The sequence below is a fragment of the Microvirga sp. P4_G7 genome (genome assembly GCF_056401005.1).
In genome coordinates this window covers 1-3,376 of sequence record NZ_JBFUKD010000416.1, presented here as the reverse complement: position 1 = coordinate 3,376, position 3,376 = coordinate 1, and the positions used below count along the sequence as shown (strand labels likewise).

At 58.3% G+C, this 3,376-nt stretch carries 3 protein-coding genes; 1 reads left to right on the top strand and 2 read right to left on the bottom strand.

Features of this window, described 5'->3' with window-relative positions; translation table 11 throughout:
• Positions 1–60: 60 nt before the first annotated feature.
• Both AC1DT3_RS15610 and AC1DT3_RS15605 read right to left on the bottom strand, forming a co-directional pair.
• A complete protein-coding gene (locus AC1DT3_RS15610) occupies positions 61–939 on the bottom strand; it encodes an ABC transporter ATP-binding protein (RefSeq protein ID WP_477466161.1) in 879 nt (292 codons plus the stop codon).
• Between the two features lie 308 nt (positions 940–1,247).
• Positions 1,248–2,357 (bottom strand): LysR family transcriptional regulator, encoded by a 1,110-nt coding sequence (locus AC1DT3_RS15605; RefSeq protein WP_477466160.1) that lies wholly within the window; start codon positions 2,355–2,357, stop codon positions 1,248–1,250.
• 139 nt (positions 2,358–2,496) lie between these two features.
• Here AC1DT3_RS15605 and AC1DT3_RS15600 point away from each other — a divergent pair.
• Positions 2,497–3,376, top strand: an 880-nt coding sequence (locus tag AC1DT3_RS15600; protein ID WP_477466159.1) for an ABC transporter substrate-binding protein, incomplete at its 3' end; no start/stop codon positions are given.

Here is a 3,376-nt window from a genome sequence, read left to right as displayed (position 1 = left end):
CCACGAGCGGCGTTCGACTGCTAACATTTGGGGCGAGGGGCATCCCGTCTCCTCGATCGGTCATCGTGCAGGCTCGTAGATCACGAGCGGGAATTTTTCGGGCGCGTCCTTGTCGGCCATGCTTCCAAGACGCGGAACCGCCGATATCAGCGCTCTCGTGTAGCCATGTTTGGGGTTCGAGAAGATCTCGTGGACAGGCCCCGTCTCGACGATCTCGCCCTTCAGCATCACGCAGACGCGATCGGCAATTTCGGCGACGACCCCCATGTCGTGGGTGATGAACAATACCGACATGCCGATCTCACTCTGCAGTGCACGCACGAGGTCGAGGATCTGGGCCTGGATCGTCACATCGAGCGCCGTCGTCGGTTCATCGAGAATCATGAGCGAAGGTCGACATGCGAGCGCAATGGCGATCATGACGCGCTGGCGCATGCMCCCCGAGAGTTGGTGCGGATATTGCGCTAGGCGGCGCGCGGCATCCGGAACACGAACGAGCTTCAAGACGTTGAGCGCGATCGCTTTCGCTTGGGCTTTGGTCTTTCGCTGATGGCGAGTGACGGCTTCGGCAATCTGATCCCCAACGGTGAAAACCGGATTGAGGCTCGACATCGGGTCTTGAAACACGATCGATATCTCGGACCCTCTGAGATTCTCGATCCGTTTTTCCGAGAGCGTCGCCAGGTCGGTCACATGACCATCCTTCAAACGCATCAGAATGCGTCCGCGCGTCACCTTGGCGCCATCGTGCTCGGTCAGTCGCATGATCGTCATCGCCGTGACGGATTTGCCGGAGCCGGACTCGCCCACCAGCGCAAGGGTTTCTCCCTTCGCGATGGTAAAGGAGACGTCGCGAACGGCCTTCAACGGCTTCAGGGCTTGGTTCGCAAAGCTGACTTCAAGGCCCTCGACGGCCAGGATCACGTCGTCAGGCAACATCGGGCTTCCAACTTCGATCGCGGGCAAGAGCATACTCTACGTCAATCGGGTTCGTGAGTGCATCGAACGCAATGAGCGTGGATCCTGTCAATAGCCGCCGCGGATGTCCGAAACCGTATCATGTTCAAGTAGAGGCCGGAAAATGCGCAATTATCAAGCAGTTGGGTAGCGATTGGGCAAAAGACGCGATAGATATCCGTAGGGCAAGCTATTATGTGTTTTTTGCATCGAGGCACCGCTTTTCGCATACCCACTTTGGTCCGAGGGTCCGGTCGACACTTCGATGCCCTCCAGGTCCTCGCTGTCGCTCACCGTGTGAGGGGAAGATCCATGCCGAGCCGCTTTTCCGCGTTGAGCGAAAGCTGTTTCCACAACAGGTCGCTTGCGCGGCTCAAGGAGCCCACGCGGCGAAAGATGCGAATTTCCATGGCGAGTGACATTTGCTGGCCGCCGAGCTGCACGAGGTCACCGTCCTCGATGCATTGGCGCACGCAGCTCTGGGGCAGCCAGGCCACCCCATGTCCAGCCAGAACCATGTGCTTCAGGCTCTCGGCCAGCGACGATTGATAGACGGTGTTCAAATTGAGCGGCTGGCGCCAGCGCGAACGGATCAGCGAAATGAGCTTGCCCAGATAGCCATCGTTCCAAGAGTAAGCGAGAAACGGGATCGCGTCGTCGCCGGACCGATCGATGTCATAGAGTGACTTTCCGGAATCGCCTGCACCGGAAACCAAGATCAGCCGGTCGGTGCCGACCTGCAAGGATTCGAACGGGCCGGTCTTGAGCACCGGCGGTCCGTCCGGGTGATCGTAGGTGATGGTAAAATCGCACCGCGATGACGAAAGGTGCTCGATACATTCCATGAAATCCGCGGCGTGCATGCTGCTGCGAATCGTCAGCCCCTGCATCGCCGGTGAGCAGACCCATGTCGGGAAGAAGTAGATGGACAGCGTATGGAGCGCGGCAAACGTGACGAGCTGCGAACCGGCGCCCGCGGCATTGCGGCAATCGGTGCGCAATCGGTACATTTCGCGTACCTGCTCCTGGCAACGCGGCAGGAACATGTTGCCCACCTCCGTCAGATGCACGGGGTGGGTACTGCGATCGATCAAGTCGGCGCCGACCCAGGCTTCGAGGGATTTGATCCGTCGACTGAAGGCCGGCTGAGAAATGCTACGCGCCGCCGCCGCGCTGGAAAAATTCCGAGTCGCGACCACTTCCAGAAAGTCTTCTAGCCAAGCGAGTTCCATGGGCCGCCCATGCATATTTTGCATCAACGATCCTATCTGCACATTGGACAGCAAGACAAGTGTGCCTTTAGCCTCTTCATCAAAATAAGAAAAACCGAGAGCAGCAGCCAGCAGGGGAACTTTAATGAAGCGAACTTTGACTGTCGCCTTAAGCTTATTACTTGGCATTGCCGCGTCGTCAGCAATCGCCCAAACCAAGAACCCAGGTACGTTCGTCTTTCTTTGGACTGACGACGTTCAATCCTTCGATCCAGCCTATATCGCGAATACCCCGAGTTCTTACGGCGCCCTGAACGTTTACAGCCGATTGCTGAACTATAAGGGATCCGAGATTTCAACTTTCGTCCCGGCGATCTCGACTGAAGTGCCATCGCTGGAGAACGGCCTCATCAAGCAGGGGGACGATGGCTCGGTGAGCTACAGTTTCCCCATCCGCAAAGGCGTTCGAACGCACAAGGTCGGCGTGAAAGGTGCGGACGGCAAGGTCAGCTGGGAATTTCTCGACGGACTCACGGATGCACAAAAAGCATCGATAGAACCCGGGCACGGCGAGATCACGCCGGAAGACGTGCGCTACACGTTCCTGCGAGCCATCCTGATGGGCCAATCGTGGATGTCCAACGCGATCACCGAGGTGATCACGGCTGGCAAATATCCTGACATCGCCAAATGGGTGGAAGGCGAAGGCGGGGGCGCCAAGATCAAGGAGGCGCGTCCCGAAATCTTGCGGAAGGTCTATGACCAACTCGCCTCGCAGATCACAGTTGACGGCGACAAAGTCACGTTGAAGCTTCCGAAGTCTTTCCCCGCGACCTTGGGCGTCATTGCGCTGCCGTTCGGCACCTCGATCGTTGACAAGGAGTGGGTTGCCTCCGTAGGCGGCTGGGATGGTTCGGGCGACACCTGGATCAAGTATTATCGTCCGGAGTTGAGTGCCGATCCGTTGTTCGCGCAGGAGAACGGCAGCGGTCCCTTCATGCTCGAAGATTGGAACCGGACCGAGCGCCGCATCACCCTCAAGCGGTTCAACAATCACTTCGGAGGGGCTGCTCCTCTGGAGCGCGTCGTCATGCGCACCGTTCCGGAATGGACCACCCGACGTCTGCAACTGCTCTCCGGAGACGCCGATTTCGTTACAACACCGGTCGAGTTCCTGGACGAGTTGAGCAAGACACCCGGCATCAAGG

Excerpts from the sequence above, each read along its gene's own strand:
- AC1DT3_RS15605 (WP_477466160.1), bottom strand. The coding sequence starts at position 2,357 with ATGCCAAGTAATAAGCTTAAGGCGACAGTCAAAGTTCGCTTCATTAAA.